Source organism: Streptomyces sp. NBC_01474, assembly GCF_035918215.1.
Classification (GTDB): Bacteria; Actinomycetota; Actinomycetes; order Streptomycetales; family Streptomycetaceae; genus Streptomyces; species Streptomyces aureus.
The window spans coordinates 5939142-5961415 of record NZ_CP109449.1; the positions used below are offsets into that span (position 1 = coordinate 5939142).

General features: G+C 72.2%; 22 protein-coding genes. 11 read left to right on the forward strand and 11 right to left on the reverse strand.

Translation table 11 applies throughout. The features are described from left to right. The first annotated feature begins 21 nt into the window (after positions 1–21). Together OG758_RS27330 and OG758_RS27335 are read left to right on the forward strand one after the other, a co-directional pair. On the forward strand, positions 22–903 hold the full coding sequence (locus OG758_RS27330) for an aminoglycoside phosphotransferase family protein (protein WP_326712374.1): 882 nt from the start codon (positions 22–24) through the stop codon (positions 901–903). A gap of 118 nt (positions 904–1021) precedes the next feature. Next, positions 1022–1495 (forward strand): GNAT family N-acetyltransferase, encoded by a 474-nt coding sequence (locus OG758_RS27335; RefSeq protein ID WP_127832419.1) that lies wholly within the window; start codon positions 1022–1024, stop codon positions 1493–1495. 24 nt (positions 1496–1519) lie between these two features. On the opposite strand, the gene OG758_RS27340 is transcribed toward OG758_RS27335, so the two are convergent. After that, positions 1520–2524, reverse strand: coding sequence for a zinc-binding dehydrogenase (locus tag OG758_RS27340; protein WP_326712375.1), 1005 nt, complete (start codon positions 2522–2524; stop codon positions 1520–1522). 90 nt (positions 2525–2614) lie between these two features. Beyond that, entirely contained in the window at positions 2615–3790 is a 1176-nt protein-coding gene (locus OG758_RS27345) for an FAD-dependent oxidoreductase (RefSeq protein WP_326712376.1), read from the reverse strand. A gap of 142 nt (positions 3791–3932) precedes the next feature. Here OG758_RS27345 and OG758_RS27350 point away from each other — a divergent pair, with 142 nt between their 5' ends. Then, positions 3933–4634, forward strand: coding sequence for a pentapeptide repeat-containing protein (locus OG758_RS27350; protein ID WP_326712377.1), 702 nt, complete (start codon positions 3933–3935; stop codon positions 4632–4634). Positions 4635–4657: 23 nt separating this feature from the next. Here the strand turns inward: OG758_RS27350 and OG758_RS27355 are convergent, their stop codons facing one another. The 3 genes from OG758_RS27355 to OG758_RS27365 form a co-directional block, all read right to left on the reverse strand. Further along, on the reverse strand, positions 4658–5167 hold the full coding sequence (locus OG758_RS27355) for a hypothetical protein (RefSeq protein ID WP_227295543.1): 510 nt from the start codon (positions 5165–5167) through the stop codon (positions 4658–4660). Positions 5168–5290: 123 nt separating this feature from the next. After that, positions 5291–5932, reverse strand: coding sequence for a response regulator transcription factor (locus OG758_RS27360; protein ID WP_326712378.1), 642 nt, complete (start codon positions 5930–5932; stop codon positions 5291–5293). Beyond that, the gene (locus OG758_RS27365; protein ID WP_326716042.1) at positions 5929–7062 is read right to left on the reverse strand and encodes a sensor histidine kinase; all 1134 of its coding nucleotides are present in this window, start codon (positions 7060–7062) and stop codon (positions 5929–5931) included. The genes OG758_RS27360 and OG758_RS27365 overlap by 4 nt, the downstream gene beginning before the upstream one ends. Before the next feature lie 285 nt (positions 7063–7347). On the opposite strand from OG758_RS27365, the gene OG758_RS27370 reads away from it, so the two are divergent. Beyond that, positions 7348–7902, forward strand: coding sequence for a GlcG/HbpS family heme-binding protein (locus tag OG758_RS27370; protein ID WP_326712379.1), 555 nt, complete (start codon positions 7348–7350; stop codon positions 7900–7902). Positions 7903–7979: 77 nt separating this feature from the next. Next, entirely contained in the window at positions 7980–9359 is a 1380-nt protein-coding gene (locus tag OG758_RS27375; RefSeq protein ID WP_326712380.1) for a M1 family metallopeptidase, read from the forward strand. Positions 9360–9396: 37 nt separating this feature from the next. Here OG758_RS27375 and OG758_RS27380 read toward each other — a convergent pair whose 3' ends face one another. Both OG758_RS27380 and OG758_RS27385 read right to left on the reverse strand, forming a co-directional pair. Further along, on the reverse strand, positions 9397–11049 hold the full coding sequence (locus OG758_RS27380; protein ID WP_382060619.1) for a M4 family metallopeptidase: 1653 nt from the start codon (positions 11047–11049) through the stop codon (positions 9397–9399). 370 nt (positions 11050–11419) lie between these two features. Beyond that, positions 11420–11995 carry a TerD family protein gene (locus tag OG758_RS27385; protein ID WP_100595698.1) on the reverse strand — a complete coding sequence of 192 codons (576 nt, stop codon included), beginning with the start codon at positions 11993–11995 and terminating at the stop codon, positions 11420–11422. A gap of 180 nt (positions 11996–12175) precedes the next feature. Between OG758_RS27385 and arfB the strand changes: the two genes are divergently transcribed. After that, a complete protein-coding gene (gene arfB, locus OG758_RS27390) occupies positions 12176–12613 on the forward strand; it encodes an alternative ribosome rescue aminoacyl-tRNA hydrolase ArfB (protein ID WP_326712381.1) in 438 nt (145 codons plus the stop codon). Between the two features lie 32 nt (positions 12614–12645). Here arfB and OG758_RS27395 read toward each other — a convergent pair whose 3' ends face one another. Continuing rightward, positions 12646–13164, reverse strand: a complete 519-nt coding sequence (locus OG758_RS27395; protein WP_326716044.1) for a flavin reductase family protein — start codon at positions 13162–13164, stop codon at positions 12646–12648. Positions 13165–13626: 462 nt separating this feature from the next. Here OG758_RS27395 and cdgB point away from each other — a divergent pair, with 462 nt between their 5' ends. Beyond that, positions 13627–15339: a diguanylate cyclase CdgB gene (gene cdgB / locus OG758_RS27400; RefSeq protein ID WP_266562880.1), complete on the forward strand. Its 1713-nt coding sequence runs from the start codon at positions 13627–13629 to the stop codon at positions 15337–15339. 98 nt (positions 15340–15437) lie between these two features. Then, the gene (locus OG758_RS27405; RefSeq protein ID WP_326712382.1) at positions 15438–16412 is read left to right on the forward strand and encodes a carbohydrate-binding protein; all 975 of its coding nucleotides are present in this window, start codon (positions 15438–15440) and stop codon (positions 16410–16412) included. Positions 16413–16449: 37 nt separating this feature from the next. On the opposite strand, the gene OG758_RS27410 is transcribed toward OG758_RS27405, so the two are convergent. The 3 genes from OG758_RS27410 to OG758_RS27420 form a co-directional block, all read right to left on the reverse strand. After that, positions 16450–17382, reverse strand: a complete 933-nt coding sequence (locus OG758_RS27410) for a 1-phosphofructokinase family hexose kinase (RefSeq protein ID WP_326712383.1) — start codon at positions 17380–17382, stop codon at positions 16450–16452. 84 nt (positions 17383–17466) lie between these two features. Next, positions 17467–18612 (reverse strand): N-acetylglucosamine-6-phosphate deacetylase, encoded by a 1146-nt coding sequence (nagA, locus tag OG758_RS27415; RefSeq protein WP_326712384.1) that lies wholly within the window; start codon positions 18610–18612, stop codon positions 17467–17469. After that, complete coding sequence (locus OG758_RS27420; RefSeq protein ID WP_326712385.1) at positions 18612–19559, reverse strand: ROK family protein; 948 nt, start codon at positions 19557–19559, stop codon at positions 18612–18614. The genes nagA and OG758_RS27420 overlap by 1 nt, the downstream gene beginning before the upstream one ends. 209 nt (positions 19560–19768) lie before the next feature. Between OG758_RS27420 and OG758_RS27425 the strand changes: the two genes are divergently transcribed. From OG758_RS27425 to otsB, 3 genes are all read left to right on the forward strand, one after another. Further along, positions 19769–21031, forward strand: a complete 1263-nt coding sequence (locus OG758_RS27425) for an ABC transporter substrate-binding protein (RefSeq protein ID WP_442810349.1) — start codon at positions 19769–19771, stop codon at positions 21029–21031. 88 nt (positions 21032–21119) lie between these two features. Beyond that, on the forward strand, positions 21120–21338 hold the full coding sequence (locus OG758_RS27430) for a DUF3263 domain-containing protein (RefSeq protein WP_326716045.1): 219 nt from the start codon (positions 21120–21122) through the stop codon (positions 21336–21338). A 47-nt stretch (positions 21339–21385) separates the two neighbouring features. Next, complete coding sequence (otsB, locus tag OG758_RS27435) at positions 21386–22243, forward strand: trehalose-phosphatase (RefSeq protein ID WP_326712387.1); 858 nt, start codon at positions 21386–21388, stop codon at positions 22241–22243. The last annotated feature ends 31 nt before the right edge of the window (positions 22244–22274 follow it).

The window sequence follows — 22274 nt, forward strand, 5'->3', positions numbered from 1 at the left end:
CACGCACATAGGGTCGTTCGGGTGATCGACATCCCGGACGGCCTGGTCGAGTCCCAGTACACCTACGCGGGTGAGCCCGGTCGCGCCTTCATCGCCGGGCTCCCGGCGCGCGTGGAGGAGTTCGTCGAACGCTGGGATCTGCGCGTCGACGGGCCCGCGATGCACGGCATGGCCGCCCTGGTCCTGCCCGTGGTGCGGGGCGACGGGACGCCCGCCGCGGTCAAGTTCCAGATCCTCGACGAGGAGACCGAGGGCGAGCCGGTCGCGCTGCGCGTCTGGGACGGCGACGGCGCCGTCCGGCTCCTCGACCACGACGCCGCCACGGGCACGATGCTCCTCGAACGGCTCGACCCCGGGCGGATGCTGGACTCCGTGGAGGACTCCCGGAAGGCCGTCCTCGTCATCGCCGAACTGCTGGCCCGGCTCACGTCCGGGCCCGCCCCGGACGGGATGCGGCGGCTGTCCGACATCGCGGCCGGCATGCTCGCCCAGATGCCGTCGGCGCTCGCGGCCGTGCCCGGCCCGGCCGACCGCGCGCTGCTCGCGGACTGTGCGGCGGCCGTGCGCGAGGTCGCGGGCGAGGCGGGTGACCGGCTGCTGCACTGGGATCTGCACTTCGAGAACGTGCTGGCAGCCGAGAGGGAGCCGTGGCTGGCCATCGACCCGAAGCCGCTCGCGGGCGACCCGGGCTTCGATCTGAAGCCCGCCATCGACAACCGCTTCGACGCGGACGAGGTGGTGTGGCGGTTCGACGCGATGAGCGGGGTGCTCGGGCTCGACCGGGAGCGGGCGCGCGCCTGGACGCTCGGGCGGGTGCTTCAGGACTCCCTGTGGGAGATCGAGGACGGGCGGCCACTGGTGCCGGACCATCTGGAGACGGCGCGCAGACTGCTCGGGCGGTGAGCGGGCCCGTGCGGGGCGCGCTGCGGTGCGCGGGGGCGCGGGCGTGCGTGTGCGGCCCGTGGTGAGTGGTCGGCCGGCCCGTGCGGGCCGCCCCGTGGTGAGTGGTTAGCCTGCCGTCATGATTCGTACCGCCACGCCCGCCGATGTCCCCGTCATCCACGCCATGGTCCGTGAACTCGCCGACTACGAGAAGGCGCTGCACGAGGCGCGGGCCACCGAGGAGCAGCTGCGCGAGGCGCTGTTCGGGGAGCGGCCCGCCGCGTTCGCCCACATCGCCGAGGACGACACGACGGGCGAGCCCGTCGGCTTCTGCCTGTGGTTCCTGAACTTCTCCACCTGGCGCGGGGTGCACGGGATCTACCTGGAGGACCTGTACGTACGGCCCGAGGCGCGCGGCGGCGGCCACGGCAAGGCGCTGCTGACCGAGCTGGCGCGGATCTGCGTCGAGCGCGGTTACGAGCGCCTGGAGTGGTCGGTCCTCGACTGGAACGAGCCGTCGATCAACTTCTACAAGGCGCTCGGCGCGGCGCCGCAGGACGAGTGGACGGTGTACCGGCTGACGGATGAGGCGCTGGCCCGGCTCGGGTCGTAGCGCGACCGGGGACCCGGGCTCGGGTCACGGGATCAGGACCACCTTGCCGATCGTGCCGCGGTTCTCCAGGGCACGGTGCGCCGCGGCGGCCTCGGCGAGCGGGAAGCGGGTCACTGCGGGACGCAGGCGGCCCGCCCCGGCCTCCCTCAGTGCGGCCAGTTCCAGCGTGCGGACCGGGTTGTCGCCGCCCGCGCGCCGCATCATCGGCGGGCCGAGCACCTGTTCCTGGGTGATGCCGCGCCGGGTGAGTTCGTCCGCGGAGAAGGTGAGGGGCTCGCCGTCGTGCAGGCCCTTGCCGGACCAGCCGAAGACGACGTGGACGCCGCCGGGGCCGAGCAGGTCGACGGCGGCCAGGCCCGCGTCGCCGCCCACCCCGTCGAAGACGACGGTCGCCGGGCGGCCGCTGAGGAACCGGCGGACCTGCCCGGGCCAGTCGGGGGCGGTGTAGTCGACGGCCAGGTCGGCGCCGTTCGCGCGGACGCGGGCCGCCTTCTCGGGGCCGCCCGCGAGGCCGACGACGGTGGCGCCCGCGTGCTTCGCGTACTGGACGAGCAGGGTGCCGATGCCTCCGGCCGCGGCCGGGATCACGGCCACCGACGCGGGGCCGAGCGGGGCGAACTGCAGGATCCCCATCGCCGTACGGCCCGTGCCGATCAGGGCGACGGCCTCGGCGAAGTCCAGGTCGGGCGGGAGTTCGTGCAGGCGGGCCGCGTCGATCACGGTGAGCTCGGCGTAGCCTCCGGGGGCGAATCCGAGGTGGCCGACGACGCGCTTGCCGAGCCAGGACGCGTCGGTGCCCTCGCCGAGCGATTCGACGGTGCCGGCGACCTCGCGGCCGGGAACGGTGGGCAGCGCGGGCGGTTCGGGCGCGGGGCCCTTCATGCCCTCGCGCAGGGCGGTGTCCAGGAGGTGCACGCCGGCCGCGGCCACGGCGATCCGGACCTGGCCGGGGCCGGGCAGGGGGTCGCCGGTCTTCTCGTAGGTGAGGTTCTCGGCGGGTCCGAAGGCGTGCAGTCGTACGGCGTGCATGGCGGGCTCCCTTGGGCGTGCGGCCTCTTGACGGCTCAGGTGCGCCCACCACCTTTCAACCTCGAGCGGACTTGAGGTCAAGTGCGGGCGTCAGGCCGCGCGGAGCCCCGGCCGGGACCCGGTGAGCGCGAGCGTGGTCGCCTCGACGGCGCTGTTGAACGACACCTCCGAGAGCACGCCGGGCGCCGCGACCTGGTCGCCCACCAGATACACACCGTCCCCGCGGTCGATCGCGGGCCGGTCCCGCCAGGTCGTGCCGGGCAGGTCGACCGCCCCCGTCCGCCCGTTCGCGAGCGCGTCCCTGCGCCAGGTCACGCGGTCGCGCCAGCCGGGGAATCCCAGGTCGAGCAGGCGTTCGGCGCGTGCCGTGCCGTCGGCCTTCGACTCGTGCGGCGCCACGGGGATGTGGCCCTGGACGAGCTGCTGCCCGCGCGGCGCCAGACTCCGGTCCTGGGCCGTGAACCGCTCCAGCCAGGCCGGGAAGTCGAGCCCGGACACGATGAAGGCGTCGCCGCGGCGGGTGCGCACGGCCAGGTCGATCAGGGTCGTACGGCCGCTGGTCCACGTCAGTGACGAGTCCCCGAGAAGGCGGCGCGCCGAGTCGAGGGACGTCGCCACGATCACCGGCCCGCCGCCCGTGGGCACGGAGTCGACGCGGGACAGCGTCTCCACGCGCACGCCCAGATTCCAGGCACGGGCAGCCATCCGGTCGATCACGGACGCCCAGCCGCCGCGTGGATAGTGCGCCTCGGGCGGCACCTTCGCGGACCGGCGCAGACGCTCCTGGACGAAGGCCGCGGAGAGGGAGCCCGGGTCGTGGTGGAAGAGCGCCACGGACGTGTAGTGGGCGGCCGCGCGGGCGCCCTCCTCGCCGACGTGGCGCGTCGCCCACGTCATGAAGTCCACGTCCACGGGCGCGTGTTCGGACCGGCGGCGAAGGAGGCGCAGAAGGGCCAGCGGAGGGGTGCGGCGCAGGGCTCCGCGGTGGTGGAAGCGCAGGCGGGAGCCCTCGACGGGCGGGATCGGGGCGAGCGGGCCGAGCAGGTCGCGCTGCTTCAGCCAGGTCCAGTGCGGGCCGCCGCTGTAGAGGGCGTGCGGTCCGTCGTGCGTGCGGTACGGGCCTTCGGCGGTGCGGGCGCGGCCGCCGAGGGTGTGGTGCGACTCGTGGAGCGTGACGCTCGCTCCGGCCTCGGCGGCGGTGACGGCCGCGGTGAGGCCGGCGAATCCGCCGCCGATGACGGTGAGGTCGGGGGTGGTCGTTGCCATGCCGCTGTTCCCCTTCGGTTGGCTGTGCTGTGCCTATGTCTGTGCCTCTACGTCTTACGACGGCTGTGCGCGGCGGAATGTGACATGGGTGGCGGAAGGGCGGCGGTCACCGATTGTCAGTGGCGGCGGGCAGCATGGGGGCATGGCGGAGAAACGAGCGGTGAGGCCGGCGAAGGCGGCGTCGGCGAAACCGGCGGCGGTGAAGAAGGCGCGGCGGCCCGAGGTGCGGCTGCCCCCGCTGGCGCCCTGGACCGGCGGCGAGCTCGAGCCGGACGGGGACTACGACGGGGTGGAGTTCGCGGCGGCCGACTTCACCGGGCAGGACGGCGGGGGCGCCCGCTTCATGGACTGCGCGCTCGAAGGGTGCGGGCTCGACGAGACGCGGCTGACCCGCGCCCGCATCCTCGATTCCACGCTGACGGGGATACGGGGTGTGGGCACGGACCTCGCGGAGGCGACCCTGCGGGACGTCGAGGTGGTGGACGCCCGGCTCGGCGGGGTCCAGCTGCACGGGAGCGTGCTGGAGCGGGTCGTGGTGCGCGGCGGGAAGATCGAGTACCTGAATCTGCGCAAGGCGCGCCTTAAGGACGTCGTCTTCGACGGATGCGTGCTGGTGGAGCCGGACTTCGGGGGCGCGCGTCTGGACCGGGTGGAGTTCCAGGGCTGTGTGGTGCGGGGCGCGGACTTCACGGGCGCCGTGATGGCGGACGTGGATCTGCGGGGCGTGGCCGAGCTGGGGATCGCGCGCGGCGTGGACCGGCTGGCCGGGGCCGTGATCAGCCCGGCCCAGCTCTTCGACCTGGCACCGGCGTTCGCGGCGCAGATCGGGGTGCGGGTGGAGTAGGGCTGCTGACCGAGAGGCGGGAGCTAGCGCTCGTCCGGGACGCGGGGGAAGCGGGCCTGGAGGTCCCAGATCGCCGGGTTGTCCGCCAGGTCCTCGTGCATGTCGGTGAGGTCGGCGATCACGTCGTGCAGGAAGTCGCGGGCCTCACGGCGCAGCTCGGTGTGGGAGAACGTCAGGGGCGGCTCGTCGGCCTCCATCCAGTCGGCCTCGATGTCGACCCATCCGAAGCGGCGCTCGAAGAGCATCCGGTCCGTCGACTCGGTGAAGTCGAGCTCGGCGTACTGCGGCCTCGACGCGCGGCTGCCGCGCGGGTCACGGTCCAGCTGCTCGACGATGTCGCACAGCGCCCACGCGAAGTCCAGCACCGGAACCCATCCCCAGGCTGTGGACAGCTCCCGGTCGGCCTTGGTGTCGGCGAGGTAGACGTCGCCGGCGAACAGGTCGTGCCGCAGCGCGTGGACGTCCGCGCGACGGAAGTCCGTCTGCGGAGGGTCGGGGAAGCGGCGGGAGAGGGCGTAGCCGATGTCGAGCACGTGAGTGATGGTGTCACGGCCGGGAGGGGGCGCCGTTCATGGGCGGGCGGGGGTGCGCGCACGGCTGTCACGGTCACCGCAGCCGTCACGCCCACACAGGCGGCCCCGGTGGTCGGCACGCGCTCAGCCCAGCAGCCGCTGTTCCTTCGCCACCGCCACCGCGCCCGCCCGGGTGTCCACGCCGAGCTTGTCGTAGATCCGGCCCAGGTGGGTCTTCACCGTGGCCTCGCTGATGAACAGGGCGCGGGCGATGTCCCGGTTGCCCAGGCCCTGGGCAAGCTGGCCGAGGATGTCGCGCTCGCGATCCGTGAGGGACGGGCGCGGGCTGCGCATACGGGCCATGACGCGGCTCGCGACCGGCGGGGACAGCGTCGTACGGCCCTCGGCTGCGGCCTGGATCGCGGCGAACAGCTCCTCGGGCCGCTCCGCCTTGAGGAGGTATCCCGTGGCGCCCGCCTCGATGGCCCGGGTGATGTCGGCGTCCGTGTCGTACGTGGTCAGGACCAGGACGTGCGGGTGCGGGCCCGCCTCGGGCGGCGCGGTCGTGATGCGCCGCGTCGCCTCCACGCCGTCGATGCCCTCGCCCAGCTGGAGGTCCATGAGGACGACGTCCGGCGTCAGCTTCGAGGCGAGCGCCACCGCCTCGTCGCCCGTGCCGGCCTCGCCGACCACCTCGATGCCGGGTGCGCTGCCGAGCAGGGCGAGCAGTCCCGCGCGCACCACCACGTGGTCGTCGCACACCAGCAGCCGTACGGGGTCGCTCATGAGGCCTCCAGCGGAATCGCCACCGACAGCACCGTGCCCTCGCCCGGCGCCGACTCGATCGTCAGCGTGCCACCCAGCTGCCGCGTGCGCGCCCGGATCGCCGGAAGGCCGTGCCCGCGCACGCCTGACTCCCGTGGGAGCTCGGGTGTGAAGCCGCGGCCGTTGTCCGCGATGTCGAGGACGACCTGATCGCCGAGGTGCGTCAGCGTGATCGCGGCGGCCGTCGCGTCCGCGTGCTCCCGTACGTTCGCCAGGGCGCCCTGCGCGATCCTCAACAGCGCGGACTCGACCCGGTCGGGCAGGGGGGCCGGGGGGCCCTCCGCGTGGAAGCGGACCGCGAGCCCCGCCTCCGACTCCCGCGCCGCCAGCGTGCGCAGCGCCTCGTCCAGGCCGCCGCCCGCGAGATCCGCCGGCGCCAGGTCGTGCACGAACCGGCGCGCTTCCACGAGGCCCCGCTCGGTCACCGACTCCGCGGTCCGCACATGGGCGCGGGCCCGCTCGGGGTCGGCGTCCCACAGCCGGTCCGCCGCCTGGAGCAGCATCTGCTGGCTGGACAGGGACTGGGCGAGCGTGTCGTGGATCTCCATCGACAGGCGCTGGCGCTCGGCGAGGGTCCCCTCGCGGCGCTCCGTCGCGGCGAGTTCCCTGCGGGTGCGCACCAGGTCGTCGATCAGGGCGCGCTGGCGTTCCGCCTGGCGCTCCATGTGGACGAAGACGGCGGTCGCCAGGGCCGCGACGGCCGGCGGCGCGAGCAGCAGGTTCGGGTCGAAGTCCCCCGCGAGGCGCAGCTGCGCCCCGACGACGAACACCGTGAGGACGCCGATCAGGACGAGCGCGGCACGGGCGGGCAGGGTGCGCAGGCCCGTGTAGAAGAGCGGGACCGCGCACCACGCGAAGCTCGGCGCGAGGACGACGAGGACCACCCACACGGCGACGACCAGGGCCAGCCAGGTGAGGCGGCGCGGGGTGGGGCGGGTGCCGAGGCCCGGGCCGAGCGCGGGGCCGAGCACGTACAGCGCGGCCAGGACCACGGACAGCGCGATGATCCACGGGGTGCGGGCCTCTCCGGGGTGGCGCAGCAGGAACCGGGCGAGGGCTCCGCCGAGCAGCAGGAAGAACGCGGTGTGCATCACCGCGGCCAGCCAGCGGGCGTCCGGATCCCGCGTCTCAGGTGCCACGCCCGTACCCCTCTCCGCTTCCGCCATCGCGCTGCTGAACTGGTCAAACACCCCCATTGTGGCCCGCTCGGGCGGTACGCGGGTCAACCGATCGGCTGACCCGGACGTCAGCCGAGCCGCGCTCCGGTCGCAGCCGGTACGTCGACGGTGCGGCCCGGTTTCCGGCCCGAGGATCGATACCAGAGCGACTCACCGACCGCCTCTGACCGACCCGACCGCCTCCAAGGAGCACCCGTCATGAAGAAGATCTCGAAGCGCGCCCGTGTCCTGACCGGTGGCGCCGTCCTCGCCGGCGTCGTCGCCGGTACCTTCGGCGCGGTCTCGGCCAGCGCGTCCGCCCCGGCCGCCGCCCCCGCCGCCGTGACCGCGGACGCCCCGGCCAGGAACCTCACCCAGTCCACGCACCTGACCACGGCCGCCGCCACGAAGGCCGCGCAGGCCGCCCTCGACGCCGCGAAGAAGGAGAACCAGCGCGTCTCCGTCGCCGTCGTCGACCGCAACGGCAACACGATCGTCACCCTCCGCGGCGACGGCGCCGGCCCGCAGTCGTACGAGTCCGCCGTGAAGAAGGCGTACACCGCGGTGTCCTGGAACGCGCCGACGTCCGAGCTCGCCAAGCGCCTCGAGCAGGCCCCGAACCTGAAGGACATCCCGGGCACCCTGTTCCTCGCGGGCGGCGCGCCCGTCGCGGCGAACGGCGCCCCGGTCGCGGGCATCGGCGTCGCGGGTGCCCCCTCGGGCGACCTGGACGAGAAGTTCGCGCAGGCCGGTGTCGCCGCGCTGAAGCGCTAGTCGCCACCCCCCCACCGACGTGGAGGCGCCCGCCGACCGGCAGGCGCCTCCACGGCGTTCGCGCCTACGATCATTCAGTGCCCCCCAGTCCACGGTCCGCCCCCGCCGTCCTCGCCCTCGTCCTGGCCCTCAGCGCCTGTTCCGCCGGTGTGCACAGCACGCCGGGTGCCGCGGGGCTGCGGGACCCGTACTTTCCGAAGCTGGGCAACGGCGGCTACGACGCCACGCACTACACGCTCGCCCTCGACGCCGACCGGCACCGGCTGACAGGTACCGCCGACATCACCGCGAAGGCCACCCAGGACCTCAGCGCGTTCAACCTCGACCTCAAGGGCCTGACCGTCGAAGGCGTCACCGTCGACGGGGAGAAGGCCACGTTCGAGCGGGCCGGGCACGAGCTGACGATCCGTCCGGCGAAGGCGCTGCGGAAGGGCTCCGAGTTCCGCACGGTCGTGCGGTACTCCGGGAAGCCCGTGACGATCACCGACCCGGACGGCTCCGAGGAGGGGTGGCTCCCCACGGAGGACGGGGTCCTCGCGCTCGGCGAGCCCACCGGGTCCATGGCCTGGTTCCCCGGGAACAATCACCCCTCCGACAAGGCGACGTACGACATCCATGTCACCGTCCCCAAGGGCCTGCAGGCCGTGTCCAACGGGGAGTTGACGAAGGAGCGGACGGCCGGCGGACGGACGGCGTTCGACTGGCACGTCCCGCAGCCCATGGCCAGCTACCTGGCGATGCTGGCGATCGGGAAGTTCGAGACCAAGGCATACAAGACGCCCGACGGGCTGCCCGTGTACACCGCCGTGGACCCGGTCGAGGCGGCCGCGAGCGCCAAGGTCCTGGCCAGGCTCCCGGACGTCATGGCCTGGGAGTCGAAGACCTTCGGCCCCTACCCCTTCTCCTCCACCGGCGCGGTCGTCGACCGGGAGAACGACGCCGGGTACGCGCTGGAGACCCAGAACCGGCCCGTCTTCCCCGGCACCCCCCCTCTGTCCACGCTCGTCCATGAGATGTCCCACGAGTGGTACGGGGACTCCGTCACGCCGAAGTCCTGGCGGGACATGTGGCTCAACGAGGGCTTCGCGACCTACGCCGAATGGCTCTGGCAGGAGCAGCACGGCGGCGACAGCGCGCAGGACACGTTCGACCGCTACTACGCGAAGGGCGGCGGGAACGCGATCTGGGCCTTCCCGCCCGCCAAGCCGTCCGGGGCCGCGAGCATCTCGGCCCCGCCCGTCTACGAGCGCGGCGCGATGGTGCTGCACAAGATCCGCGAGACGGTCGGCGACGCCAAGTTCTTCGAGCTGCTCAAGAGCTGGCCCGCCGACCACAAGTACGGCAACGCGGACACCGCCGACTTCACCGCGTACGTGGAGAAGCAGAACCCGGGCAAGGATCTGGGGCCCGTCTGGGACGACTGGCTGTACGGAAACGGAAAGCCGGACCACCCGTAGTCCCGGATGGCCCGGCCGGACTTCCCTGCGGTGAGGGTTACTTCACGTTCACCGCGGTCCAGGTCGCCGCGACGGCCTGCTGTTCGGCGCTGTTCGCGCCGTACAGGTCGCTCGCCGCCTGGAGTGTGGCGGTGCGGGCGGCCGCGTAGTTCGTCGTCGACGTCATGTACGTCGAGAGGGCCTTGTACCAGATCTGTTCGGCCTTGGCCCGGCCGATGCCGGTGAGCGTGGAGTTGTTGGAGGTCGGGGAGTTGTACGAGACCCCGTTGATGGTCTTCGCGCCGCTGCCCTCGCTCAGGAGGTAGAAGAAGTGGTTGGCGACGCCCGACGAGTAGTGCACGTCGAGGCGGCCGACCGTCTTGGACCAGTAGTCGGCGGAGCCGCCGTCCTTGCTGGGCTTGTCCATGTACCGCAGCGGGGTGCCGTTGCCGTTGATGTTGATCTTCTCGCCGATGAGGTAGTCGCCGACGTCGCTGCTGTTGTTCGCGAAGAACTCCACCGACGTGCCGAAGATGTCGGACGTCGCCTCGTTCAGGCCGCCCGACTCGCGGCTGTAGTTGAGGCCCGCGGTGGACGCGGTCAGGCCATGGCTCATCTCGTGGCCGGCCACGTCGAGCGCCGTGAGCGGGTGCTGGTTGCTCTGCCCGTCGCCGTACGTCATGCAGAAGCAGGCGTCCGACCAGAAGGCGTTGACGTAGGCGTTGCCGTAGTGGACACGGGAGTAAGCGGCCTTGCCGTCGCCCGCGATGCCGTTCCGGTTGAACGCGCTCTTGTAGTAGTCCCACGTCTCGGCCGCGCCGTACGCGGCGTCGACCGCGGCGGTCTGCCGGTTCGTCACCGTCCCGTCGCCCCACTGGTCGTCGGCGTCGTGGAAGAGCGTGCCCGTGCCGGACGTCCCGCCGTTCAGGTCGTACGTCTTGTGGCCGCCGCGCCCGCCGTCGGTGAGGTCGAACCCGCCGCCGGCCGATGCGGTGCTGCCGACCGTGACGGTGCCGCTGTACTCGCTGGTGCCGGTGCCGTTCTCGATGCCCTCGTACGAGTACAGCTTCTTGCCGGTGGCGGCGTCGGTGACGACGTGCAGCTCGCTCGGCGTCCCGTCGGCCTGAGTGCCGGTCACGACCGTCTCGTAGGCGAGGACCGGCTTGCCGGAGGCGGCCCAGACGACCTTGCGGACGTTCTTCGCGGTGGCGCTCTTGGCGTCCGAGACGGCGAGGGCCGACTTCTTGGCGGCGGCGGGGGCGAGGGAGGCGTCCGTCGACGCCACGGATATCGCGCCCTTGTGCGCCTTGGAGACGCCCTTGAGGTCGCCGTTCTTCGCGGTGTGCGTGACGAGGTCGCCGCCGAGCACGGGCAGACCGTCGTAGGTGCGCTCGTAGCGGGTGTGCGTCGTGCCGTCCGCGTCCCTGACGACGTCACGGGCGACGAGCTTCTCCCCGCTGCCGAGCCCGAGTTGGCGGGCGGCCGCCGGGGCGTCGGCCTGTGCGTCCTTGAGGGCCGTGGCCCGCTGGGGCGCGCTGAGCGGCAGGGCGGTGGCCCCGGCGTCGCGGTTGCTTGCGGTGTGGCCGGCGGCGGTTGCCGCGGTGCCGCTCTGCAGAGCCAGCACGACCATGGCGGCCGATGCCGCGAGCGCGGTGGCTCGTGCGGCGGTCCTGCGGCCGGTGGTGCGGGGAGCGGGGGAGTGGTGTGTCACTCGGACTCCTTCTGTGTCCAACGACCCGTGGGTGGTGACCCGTCGGGGGTGGGGGGCGCGGAGGAGAGAGTGACACCAGGCGCACTGCGTTTGACAGGGCGCCGTCAAAGATTTAACAGTTCGTGTCCGAATGCGGGTGGTGACTGTCCGTTATTTGCCGCTTGACAGGGAAGTGCCGGCCGGAATGCGTCGGTTGAGGGCGACGAGGGGGTGGGGGCGGAGCGTGCGGGCGCGCAGAAGGGCCCCGGCCGGGTCTCCCCGGCCGGGGCCCTTCAACTGCCGTGCTGCGGGCGTCAGGCGGTCATGACATCCATGGCGGCCATGCCGGTCACGCCGGCCGTGCCCGCGTCCCGAGCGAGAGTGTCCGTGATCAGACGTTCACGCCGAAGTCCTGCGCGATGCCGACGAGGCCCGACGCGTAACCCTGGCCCACGGCGCGGAACTTCCACTCCGCGCCGTTGCGGTACAGCTCGCCGAAGACCATGGCGGTCTCGGTGGCGGCGTCCTCGGAGAGGTCGTAGCGGGCGATCTCGGTGCCGCCGGCCTGGTTGACGATGCGGATGAACGCGTTGCGCACCTGGCCGAAGTTCTGCGAGCGGTTCTCCGCGTCGTAGATCGAGACCGGGAAGACGATCTTGTCGATGTCGGCGGGGAGGCCCGCCAGATTGACGTTGATCTGCTCGTCGTCGCCCTCGCCCTGGCCCGTGACGTTGTCACCGGTGTGGACGATGGTCTGGTCCGGCGTCGCCTTGTTGTTGAAGAAGACGAAGTGGCCGTCCGAGTAGACCTTGCCCTGCGGGTTCACCGCGATCGCGGAGGCGTCGAGGTCGAAGTCGGTGCCGGTGGTGGTGCGGACGTCCCAGCCGAGGCCCACGGTGACGGCGGTCAGGCCCGGAGCCTCCTTGGTGAGCGAGACGTTGCCACCCTTGGACAGGCTTACAGCCATTGTTGGGAGTCCTTCCCTCGTTAGCGATGCGTGCGCTTCGTAGACGAAGCTACTCGTACCCCTATGAACGCCAAGGGAGGATCCAGGGTTCCAGGTGTCTTTACTTTCTTTACCCGCTTTCCCCGGGATGGGTGCGGCGCCGGGAAAAGGGGGTGACGCGGCGCGTGTCGAGGCGCGACCATGGAACCCATGTCCGGTCCTTACTTCATCCGCGGCTCGGTGGTCCTTCCGGAGGCCGAGCTTCTCTGGCGATTCTCCCGGTCGTCCGGGCCGGGCGGCCAGCATGTGAATACCAGCGACTCCCAGGTCGAGCTCCGCTTCGACCTCGCCGGGACGGAGGCGCTGCCCGAGGTGTGGAAGGCGCGGGCGCTGGAGCGGCTCGCCTCCCGACTCGTCGACGGCGTCATTTCCGTACGGTCCTCGGAACACCGCTCCCAGTGGCGCAACCGCGAGACCGCCGCCGTACGCCTCACGTCCCTCCTCGCCGAGGCCACCGCCCCGCCGCCCAAGCCGCGCCGCGCGACCCGCATCCCCCGGGGGATCAACGAGCGCCGCCTGCGCAACAAGAAGGCACGGTCGGACACGAAGCGGGGCAGGTCGGGGCAGGGCTGGGACTGAGCGGCCTCACGGGGTCCGGGCGGGGGGGGGCTTCATCCCAACTGCCGGTACTTCCCCTTGAAGTAGGCCAGCGGTCCGCCGTCGGCGCTGGGCAGCGCGGCCGTGAGTACCCGGCCGATCACCAGCGTGTGGTCCCCGGCTGTCACCCGCTGCTCCGTGCGGCACTCCAGCGTCGCGAGCGTGCCGCCCACCAGGGGCGCGCCTGACACCTCGCCGCGTACGTAAGGGATGTCCTCGAAGAGCAGGCGGTCGCTGATGCGGCCCTTCATCGCGAAGCGGCCCGCGATGTGGCGCTGGCTCTCGGAGAGCACGGACACCGCCCACAGGGGCTGCTCGTCGAGCAGGTCGTCCATGCGGGAGCCGTTGCGCAGGCTGACGAGGACGAGTGGCGGGTCGAGGGAGACCGACAGGAACGCCGTCGCCGTCATGCCGACGTCCTCGCCCAGGGGGGCCGACGGGTCGTCCGGGTCGAGCGGCAGCTCGCGCGCGGTCACCAGGACCACGCCCGCGGCCAGTCGGGACATGGCGGCGCGGAACTCGTCGTTGCTCACCCCCTCAGCATGCCCGGCCGGGGCGGGCGCGGGGACGAAAGCGGCCGTGGGGGTTGTGGGGTGCGTGGGGGTCGTGCGGGTGGTGGGGGAGAGCGGGGGATTCTTCAGCAGCGGGGGAGTCTTCAGCACGTCTCGACGCTAGCTTCGGTGCCGTGCCCGCCACATCGGGCCTTGGGCCGAGGACGGTCCTAGGACCTGTGGTGGATTCCGTCCGGATATGGAGGTGTTCGGGGGTGTTCTCCGTTCAGGAAGTGCAGGGAGCGTGCGCCGGAGCACCCCTCAACCCTTCATCTCCTCTTGTGACTTGAGTCACAGGAGCCATATTTTGTTGACCCTGTGTACCGGGTGCACAGCTCGCTGTGATTCAGTGGCAAAGACACTGCAAGAAGAGCGTGCACACGCACGTGCGGAATCGGCGATCAGAATTCTGGAGTGCTGTCGAGGTCTCGGGGAGAGCTGAGCATGGAGACCGAGTCGGAGCCGTACGTCCGTCTTGCGACCCTGCGGCAGCTTCACCAGGTGATGGCGGACATGAACACCGCCCGCAGCCTGGCCGACACCCTGCAGACGGTCTCCGACGGAGTTGTGAACGGCCTCGGATACGAGCTGGCCTGCGTCAATCTCGTACGCCCCGACGGTGACCTCGTCGTCGCTGCCTTCTCCGGCGACTCCTCCGCCGAAGCCCTCATCACCGGCCGGGTCGGCTCCCGCGCCTCCTGGGACCGCCGCCTGTCCATGGGCGAGGCCTGGGGCGACCTGCGGTTCATCCCGCACACCGAGGGCTGGGTCCTCGACGAGGACGACGTACCGCAGTGGTTCACCGACGGGCCGCCGCCCCGCTTCGAGGACGAGTGGCATCCCGCGGACCGCCTCTTCGCCCCGATGTACGCCACCGGCGGTTCCGGAGGCGAACTCCTGGGCGTGATCTCCGCGGACCGCCCGCGCAACGGCAGGCGCCCCGGCGCCTGGGGCCGCGAGGCCCTGCAGATGTACGCCTTCCAGGCCGCCATCGCCATCAGCAACGCACGGCTGCGCGCCAACATGCAGCGCGCCCTGGTCCGGCTCGAACGCGAGCAGCAGGCCCTGCGCGCCAGCGAGGAGTCCTTCCGCCAGGCCTTCGAGTACGCCCCCAGCGGCATGGCCATCGCCGAGATGGGAGGCGACCAGCACGGGCGGCTCCTGCGCACGAACGACGCCCTGTGCCGGCTGCTCAGCCGCCCGGCGTCCGCCATGCGCCGCTACTCGTTCTCCGACCTCGTCCACCCCGAGGACATCGGCACGCTGCTGCGCACCTCCGCCGAGGGAGGCCGCGCCGAGCTGCGCCTCGGACGGCGCGACGGCACCTACGTCTGGGTGTCCCTGCGGAACTCGGTGGTGGCCGACGCCGCCGACGGGCCGCGTTTCCTGCTCACCCACGTCGAGGACATCGAGGAGCGCAAGCGCCGCGAGCTGCACCTCGCGCACCGCGCGTCCCACGACTCCCTCACCGGCCTGCCGAACTCGGCGGAGCTGCGCTCCCGCCTCTCGGCCCGCCTGTGCCGCCGCCCCCAGCTGCCCGAGCCGAGCGCCGTGGACTCCCTGGACGCGGCGTACGGGGACCGCACCGGCAGCTCGTACGACACGAACGGGCACGGATTCGACTTCGCGGGGGCCGCCGCTGCCGCCGCGGCCGGACAGCAGAACGGCGGGTCCGGGCCCTCCGGCGGGATCTACGACGACTATGGCTTCGATCACCACGTCCACATCGTCGCGCCCGAGGGGGAGACCGACGACGGCACGAAGGGCCTGGCGGTCCTCTTCTGCGACCTGGACGGTTTCAAGTCGATCAACGACCGGTTCGGGCACCACACCGGAGACGCCGTTCTGATCGAGGTCGCACGGCGTCTGACCAGCGGTGTCCGTGACGGGGACACCGTCGCGAGGCTCGGCGGCGACGAGTTCGTCGTGCTCGCCGACGGGCTCGGCCGTGCCGACGCACAGGACCTCGCCGTCCGTCTGCGGAACGCCATCATTCCGCCCATCCGGGTCGATGGGAGGGCGGTCCGTGTGGGCGCCAGTTTCGGCATCGGCTGGGCGCACTGCGGGATGACGGCCGACGAGGTGTTGAAATCCGCTGACCAGCGGATGTACATCGAGAAACGGTCGCGTGCCAAGCAGCAACGACGGGCCGGATGATCTCCTTGCGCGGGTATCGGTGAGGTCAACGCCACCCCTTGGGGCCACTCCCAGCGGGTACGCTCGCCGGGTAAGCGATACGTAGGGAGTGATCAGGGATGGCGCCCGCTGACAACGGCGCGAGCACGCCCGAGGACGACGATCCGTTCGGCTATCTGTACGCCGACGGACAGGCGGCCGGGGCGACACCGCCCAGCGGGGGCGGCGGCTACGGCTATCCGGGTCCCCGGTCCTACCACCAGGTCAGGCCGGTCGGTGAGCGGCAGTACGGGCAGCAGCCCCAGTACGGGCAGCAGCCGCAGCCGACCGCCGCGTACGGTCAGGCGCCCCAGCAGCAGCCACAGACCTACGGCCAGCCGAACGCGCACTACTCGGCCCCCGAGACGCTGCCCGGCGGCACACCGACCACGGTGACGCCCACGCAGCACGGCGGCGGTGGCGGCCGGGGACGGGGGCCCAACACCAAGGGCCTGCTGATCGGCGCGCTCGCCGTCGTGGCGGCCGTGGTCATCGGCATCGGTGTCGCGGTCCTCGGCGGCGACTCGAACGACGACGCGAAGGGCGACGCGGGCGGCCAGCCGTCCGGCGGCTCCCAGTCGGTCCAGCCGAGCGAGACGGCGTCCAAGAGCGCCGACAAGCCGGTCGACCTCCCGAAGACGGACGCCAAGGCGCTGAAGCTCGAGGGCGGCACGGCCACCGCGTCGGACGTCCAGGGCGCCAAGGCCGACGGCGGCACCTATGTGGCCGGCTTCAACCAGGTGGGCGCCAAGCTCACCTGGACGGTCAACGGCATCCCGAAGGACGGCGCGTACAGCCTGCGCGTCAACTACGGCGTGCCCGGCAAGGACGCCAACGCGACCATCACGGTCAACGGCAAGGTGCAGACCCGCCCGCTCAACATGGAGAACTTCTCCCACGCCAAGGAAGGCGACTGGGAGAAGGGGTGGACGAACACCTGGTCCGTCGTCCAGCTCAGCAAGGGCACGAACGCGATCGCGATCTCGTGCGAGCAGGGCAACCAGTGTGACGCCAACTTCGACCAGATGTGGCTGGTCAAGGGCACCAACGGCTGATCGACAGAGGCTTGCCGACAGCGGCCCGGGGCGTGCCCTAGGCCGCTGTCGTCGTCTGTTGCGTCACCGCGACCCGGCCGAGCAGTTCCTCGTACGCCGCGCGGTCGAACTCCCCGGCCACCGGGGCCAGTACCGTCGCCGCGGACAGGGCGACCGCGCGGGCCAGGCGGTCCGGCCACGGCAGGTCTTCCACGTAACCCGAGAGCAGGCCGGCGACCGCCGAGTCGCCGGCGCCCGTCGGGTTGCCCTTCACCCGGTCCGGGGCGGGGGCGCGCCAGCTGCCGTCCGGGGTGACCGCGAGGAGGCCCTCAGGGCCCAGTGAGGCGACCACGGAGTGCGCGCCGCGGCGGCGGGCGTCACGCGTGGCGCGCAGCGGCTCGTGGGAGCCGGTGAGCTCGGCGAGCTCGTCGGAGTTCGGCTTGATGATGTCGGGGCGGGCCGCGAGCCCCCGGCGCAGGGGTTCCCCGGACGAGTCGAGCAGTACGGGCACGGACGCGGCGCGGGCCGCGCGGACCAGCTGGGCGTACGCGCCGACGGGGACACCCGGCGGGAGGCTGCCGCACAGGGCCACCGCGGACGCGGACGCGAGGAGCTTCTCGTAGGCCTCGGTGAACGCGGACCACTCGGCGGGGGAGACGAGCGGGCCCGGCTCGTTGAGCTGGGTCGTGTCGCCGGTCGTGGCGTCGACGACCGCGATGGTGCGGCGGGTGGCGCCCGCGACCGGGACGAGCGCGTCCCGGATGCCGGGGGAGTCCACGAGCTGTTCCCTGAGGGCGCGGCCCGTGCCGCCGCCGGCGAAGCCGGTGACGGTCACGTCGTGGCCGAGCGCGGCGAGCACGCGCGCGACGTTGAGGCCCTTGCCGCCTGGGCGTTCGGTGACCTTGGTGACGCGGTGCGACGCGTGCGGGTGCAGCGCCGGCACGTCGTAGGTGATGTCGAGCGCGGCGTTCAGTGTGACCGTGAGGATCACGAGACCCCAGCCCACCCCTCAGTTCGGAACTGCCTTCAGTAACGCGGCCTGATCATGCCAAAGACCGGGCGGTAGGCCCAGACCTCACGCCAGCCGGGGTTCCACGATCCACCGGCCCTTGCGCATGACGCCCTTGAGCTCGAAGTCCTCGTCGAGGACCACGAGGTCGGCGTCCTTGCCGGGCTCCAGCGAGCCCACCCTGTCGTCCACGCCGAGGAGGCGGGCCGGGTTGGCGGAGATCGCGCGGACGACGTCCTCGACGGGCAGCTTGTCGATGGTGGCGGCGCGCTTGAACGCGCGGTCCAGGGTGAGCGTCGAGCCGGCGATCGAGTTGCCCTCGACGAGCCGTGCGACGCTGTCCTTCACCTCGACCTCCAGGGTGCCGAGCATGTAGCGGCCGTCGCCGAAGCCCGCCGCGTCCATGGCGTCGGTGATGAACGCGACGCGCCCGCTGCCCACGTGGTGGAACGCCAGCTCCAGGGCGGCCGGATGCAGATGCGTGCCGTCGTTGATGAGTTCGACGGTGATCCGCTCGTCCTCCAGGAGCGCCGCGATGGGGCCCGGCGCGCGGTGGCCGATGGCCGGCATGGCGTTGTAGAGGTGCGTGGCGACGGTGGCGCCCGCGTCGATCGCCTCGACGGTCTGCTCGTACGTGGCGTCGGTGTGGCCGATCGCGGCGATCACGCCGTGCTCGGCGAGTAGGCGTACGGAGTCGATGCCGCCGGGGAGTTCGGGGGCGAGGGTGAGCATCTTGGCCCGGCCGCGCGCCGCGTCGAGCAGTTTGCGGACCTCGGCCGGGTCGGGGTCGCGCAGGAGCGTTTCGTCATGGGCGCCCTTGCGGCACGGGGAGATGAACGGGCCCTCGAAGTGGATGCCCGCGATCTCGCCCTGCTCGGCCAGCTCGGACAGCAGGCCAGCGCGCTGGGTGAGGAAGTCCGTCTCGCCGGTGACGAAGGACGCGACGACCGTCGTGGTGCCGTGCAGGCGGTGTGTGCGGACGCCCTTGAGGATGTCGTCGATCGATCCCGAGGTGAAGGAGGCCCCGCCGCCGCCGTGGTTGTGCATGTCGACGAAGCCGGGCACGACCCAGTGGCCGGTGAGATCGGTGGAGGGGGCGCCGGCCGGCGCGCTGCCGGCGATCCTCGCGCCGTCCACGATCACGCGTCCGTTCTCGACGACGCCGGCCGGCAGGACGACGCGGGCGCCGGAGAGAACATTCAGAGCGGCCATCAGGCGACTACCTCCGTGGAATCGGTGGACCGGGCGAGCAGGTCCCAGGCGAGCAGGCCCGCGCCCAGGCAGCCGGCGGTGTCCCCGAGGGCCGCCGGGACGATCGTGGGCAGCTTCTGGAACGTCACGCGTTCCTCGACGGCGGCCCGCAGTGGTGTGAACAAGGTTTCCCCCGCCTCGGCCAGACCGCCACCGATGATCAGGGTGCGCGGGTCCAGCAGAGTGAGCGCCGTGACGAGCCCGTCGGCGAGCGCGTCCACGGCCTCCAGCCAGACCTGCCGCGCCCTGGGGTCACCGGACTCGACGGCCTTGGCGCAGTCCGCGGCGTCCGCCTCCGGGTCGCCGGTGGCCTCGGCCCAGGCGAGCGAGACCGCCGAGGCGGACGCGTAGCGCTCCAGGCAGCCGCGCTGGCCGCAGCTGCAGTCCGTGCCGCCGGGGCGTACGACGATGTGGCCGATCTCGCCGGCCGAGCCGTGCGCGCCGGGTTCGATGCGGCCGCCGATGCCGATGGCGCCGGCGATGCCCGTGCCGAGCGGGACGAACAGGAAGCGGTCGGCGCCCTTGCCCGCGCCGAGCCGCCCCTCGCCGAGGCCGCCGGTGCGCACGTCGTGGCCGAGGGCGACGGGGATGCCGTCGAGCCGCTCGCTCAGCAGTCTGCGCATCGGCACGTCGCGCCAGCCGAGGTTCGACGCGTACAGGGCGATGCCGTGCTCGTCGTCGACGATGCCCGGTACCGCGACGCCGGCCGCGGCGGCCGGCTCCCCGAGGCGTTCCTCGCCGTACGCGCGCAGGTCTGCGGCGAAGCCGAGTATGGTCTCGACGACCGCGTCGGGCCCGCGCTCGCGGCCGGTGGCGCGCCGCGACTGGTGGAGCAGGGTGCCGTCGGCCCCGACCAGCGCGGCCTTCATTCCGGTGCCGCCCACATCGAGGGCGATGACATGTCTCACGGGGGACAGTGTCGCGCCTCAACCCGCGAGAGGTCTAGTCCACTTGCATGGATCTTGCGTCGATGTGTACGGATGGCGCGTTTCCGCTTCCCCGGCGAAGGCCCGTTGCGGGTGCGAAACCCGTGTGGTGTAGACCTTATGGCCGGGCCTCGTGAGCATTCCGGGTCCGAAATCCTGACGAGCGACATCAAGAGGGTGGGAAACCGGCTGTGCAGCGGCGCATGACAGGTCTGACGGCGGCGGTGGCCGCGCTCGGCATGGCGGCGACGCTGGCCGCCTGCGGGGGCCCGGGCTCCGACGACGTGACCCTGAAGCTGGTGGCCGCCGACTACGGCGACTCCCCGGCGAACAGCTCCCAGAAGTACTGGGACAAGCTGTCCGCCGCCTTCGAGAAGAAGAACCCCGGCATCAAGGTCGACGTCAGCGTCTACTCCTGGAACGACGTCGACGCCAAGGTCAAGAAGATGGTCGCGGACGGCCACGCGCCCGACATGGCGCAGATCGGTGCGTACTCCGACTACGCCGCGAGCGGCAAGCTCTACAGCGCGAACGACCTGCTCTCCATCCCCGTGCAGTCCGACTTCCTGCCGCAGCTCGCCGACGCCGGCGAGGTCTCCCGCGTCCAGTACGGCATGCCCTTCGCGTCCTCCACGCGGCTGCTGTTCTACAACAAGACCCTCTTCGACAAGGCCGGCCTGACCCCGCCGCAGACCTGGGACCAGCTCCAGGCCGACGCCAAGGCCCTCAAGGCGCGCGGCGTGAAGATCCCCTACGCGCTCCCGCTGGGCCGCGAGGAGGCGCAGGCCGAGACGATGATGTGGATGCTGAGCGGCGGCTCCGGGTACACCGACGACGTCGGCACCTACAGCATCGACTCCCCGCAGAACGTCAAGACCTTCGAGTGGCTGAAGAACGACCTGGTCGGCCAGGGCCTCACCGGTCCGACCCCGCCTGCCAAGCTCGACCGCGCACAGGCCTTCGCGGCCTTCACACGCGGTGACGTCGGCATGCTCAACGGGCACCCGACGCTGATGCAGATGGCCGCCAAGAAGGGCGTCAGGTTCGGCACGGTGCCCATGCCCGGCATCCACGGCAGGGCCCGTTCGACCATGGGCGTCGCCGACTGGATGATGGCGTTCCGGCAGAACGGCCACAAGGACCAGGTCGGCAAGTTCCTCGACTTCGTCTACAGCGAGAAGAACGTCCTCGACTTCTCGCGCGAGTACGACCTCCTGCCGGTCACCAACTCCGCGTCGGACACGATGGCCGACGACAAGCGCGACCAGAAGCTCTCGCAGTTCCTCGGCGAACTGCCGAACTCGCAGCTCTACCCCGTCGGCAAGACGTCCTGGGCCCAGGTCAGCGCCGGCATCAAGCGCGAGATCGGCTCGGCCGTCGGCCCCAACGGCAACCCGGGCGCCACCCTCGGCCGCATTCAGCGCTCCGCCGACGCGGCGGAGAACGCGGAGTAGCGTCGCTGCCGTGAGCGAACCGCCGTACGCAGAGTCAGGGCCGGAGTCAGGGCCGGAGCCCGAGTCCGCCGAGGAGACGTCCGGCGCCCTGTCCCCCCGTGAGCAGGGCGTCCTCGCCCTTGAGCGGCGCGGGTGGGCATCGGCCGGGGCCAAGGAGCGAGCTGTGCGCGAGGAGTTGAGGCTCGCCCCGGTGCGCTACTACCAGCTGCTCAACGCGCTCCTCGACGATCCGAGGGCCCTCGCCCATGACCCGGTCACCGTCAACCGGCTGCGCCGGGTACGGGACGCGCGCCGCGAGGAACGCTGACCCGCACGCCAGGCGTATGGTCCGCCTCCCGCGGATAGGCTCGGCGCATGGGCAGCCCTCAGCAGCACGACCTGCCGTCGCCTGTGACCTCCGCCGGGCGCGACGGCCTCGACGTACTCCTCTCGGACCCCGCGCGGGCCGTGATCGCGCTCGACTTCGACGGCACGCTCGCGCCGATCGTGCCCGACCCCGAACAGGCCCGCGCCCACCCGGGCGCCGTCGGCGCGCTCGCCGCGCTGGCACCGCAGGTCGCCTCCGTCGCCGTGATCACCGGCCGGCCCGCGGGCGTCGCCGTGCGCCACGGCGGCTTCGCGGGCGTCCCGGGCCTCGAACACCTCGTGGTCCTCGGCCACTACGGCGCCGAGCGCTGGGACGCCGTCACCGGCACGGTCCACGCCCCCGCCCCGCACCCCGGCGTCGCGGCCGTCCGCGCCGAACTGCCCGGAGTCCTGGAGTCCGTGGGCGCCTGGCGCGGCACCTGGATCGAGGAGAAGGGCCGGGCCGTCGCCGTCCACACGCGCCGCGCGGCCGACCCGCAGGCGGCGTTCGAGGCGCTGCGCGCGCCCCTGTCCGACCTCGCGGCCCGGCACGGCCTGATCGTCGAGCCCGGGCGTCTCGTCCTGGAACTGCGGCCGCCCGGCATGGACAAGGGCGCCGCGCTCAGCGCCTACGTACGGGAAGTGGGCGCGACGTCGGTCCTCTACGGGGGCGACGACCTCGGCGACCTGTCCGCGTTCGCCGCCGTCGACGAGCTCCGCAAGGACGGGGTGCCGGGCCTGCTGGTGTGCAGCGGCAGCTCGGAGGTCACGGAGCTGGCGGAACGGGCCGACGTGGTGGTGGACGGGCCGGAGGGAGTGGTCGGGCTGTTGTCGGGTCTGGCCGGCGCGATCAGCTCCCGGACCTAGGGCCTCTCGTTCGGATCATGCTGGGCTCGCG